Annotated in this window: 2 protein-coding genes; both read left to right on the plus strand. The window is 62.7% G+C overall.

What is annotated here, in order from left to right; all coding sequences use genetic code 11:
• Positions 1-25: 25 nt before the first annotated feature.
• Positions 26-1,498 carry a C4-dicarboxylate transporter DctA gene (dctA, locus tag P2Q66_RS19225; protein ID WP_275730707.1) on the plus strand — a complete coding sequence of 491 codons (1,473 nt, stop codon included), beginning with the start codon at positions 26-28 and terminating at the stop codon, positions 1,496-1,498.
• Positions 1,499-1,526: 28 nt separating this feature from the next.
• Positions 1,527-1,659, plus strand: a 133-nt coding sequence (locus P2Q66_RS19230; protein ID WP_275730709.1) for a glycerate kinase, incomplete at its 3' end; no start/stop codon positions are given.

Below are 1,659 nucleotides of genomic sequence, written 5' to 3' on the forward strand. Positions count from 1 at the left end.
TACATTCCACAACGAGGTAGGAATCATGGACCACATCACTACCGCCGGTACAGCTTCGGCGGCCCGCAAAACACCTTTGTACCGCCAACTGTATTTCTGGGTACTGACCGCCATCGTCGTCGGTATCCTCGTCGGCTGGCTGGCCCCCAGTGTCGGCATCGCCATGGAACCCATCGGCACCACCTTCGTTGATGCGATGAAGATGCTCATCGGCCCCATCGTTTTCCTCACGATCGTGGGCGGCATCGCCAGCGTCGCGGACCTCAAGAAGGTGGGCATGACGGGCCTGAAAGCCCTGACCTACTTCCAGGTCGGCACCATCCTGGCCATGATCTTCGGCCTGGTGGCCATCAACATCTTCCGGCTGGGCGATGGGGTCAACGCAGATGCTGGCAGCATCGAGACCTCCGAGTCCGCCGCGAAGCTGATCGACGCCGGTGCGAACCAGGAATGGTGGCAGTTCCTCACCCACATCATCCCCGAGAGCATGGTTTCCCCCTTCGTTGAGGGCAACATCCTGCAGATCATCTTCATCGCCGTGATCTTCGGCATCGCCCTGAACGCCATGGGCAAGGTCGGCGCCCCCGTCCTGGACGGTGTGCAGCGCCTCACCGGGGTCATGTTCAAAATCCTCAGCTTCATCATGAAGGCCGCCCCCATTGGTGCGTTCGGCGCCATGGCCTACGCAGTCGGCAAGTTCGGCGTCTCATCCCTGACCAGCATGGGCGGACTCATCGCCCTGTTCTACGTCACCTCCATCCTCTTCGTGGTGGTCGTGCTCGGCTCGATCATGCTCTTCCTGAAGCTGAACATCTTCACGATGATCCGGCACCTCAAAGAGGAATACATGCTCATCCTCGGCACCTCCACCGCCGAACCGGCCCTGCCCGGCCTGATGCGCAAGCTCGAGCACGCCGGCGTCAAGAAGGAAACCGTAGGCCTGGTTGTCCCCACCGGCTACAGCTTCAACCTCGACGGCGCAGCCATCTACCTCTCGCTCGCCGCCCTCTACATCGCCCAGGCCACCAACACGGACTTGACCATCGGTGAACAGCTGGGCCTGCTCGCGGTCATGCTGCTGACGTCAAAGGGTGCTGCAGGCGTGGCCGGCGGCGGCTTCATCGCCCTCACCGCCACCCTGACCACCCTGGGCACCATCCCCGCCGCCGGCATCATGCTCATCTTCGGCATCGACAAATTCATGTCCGAATGCCGCGCCCTGGTGAACTTCACCGGCAACGCCGTTGCCACCCTCTTCATCGCCTGGTGGGACCGCACCCTGGACGCCGACCGCGCCCGCCGCGTCTTCGCCGGTGAAACCGTGGAGCCCATGCCCTCCGAGGACCCGATCCACCTGGACGAAGTCGTTGATATCGATGACGACCTGACCGAATACGGCCACCACGGGCCCAAGGAAACCATAGCCAAGCACGCAGAACCGGTCCCGGATCTCGTAGCAACAACTGACCGACGCCCCGCCTACTCGGAAACCGTCTGACATGACCGCAACAACCGCCACCAAAACCGTGCGGACACTTATCGCCCCCGACAAGTTCAAGGGCAGCCTCACGGCCAGCGAAGTAGCGCAGGCCCTGGCCACAGGGCTTCGCTCCGCCGCTGACGTCCCAGGCACGGCCGGAGCGGTTCAGTGCGAACTGC

This window comes from Arthrobacter sp. Cr_A7 (genome assembly GCF_029222765.1).
Lineage (GTDB): Bacteria > Actinomycetota > Actinomycetes > Actinomycetales > Micrococcaceae > Arthrobacter.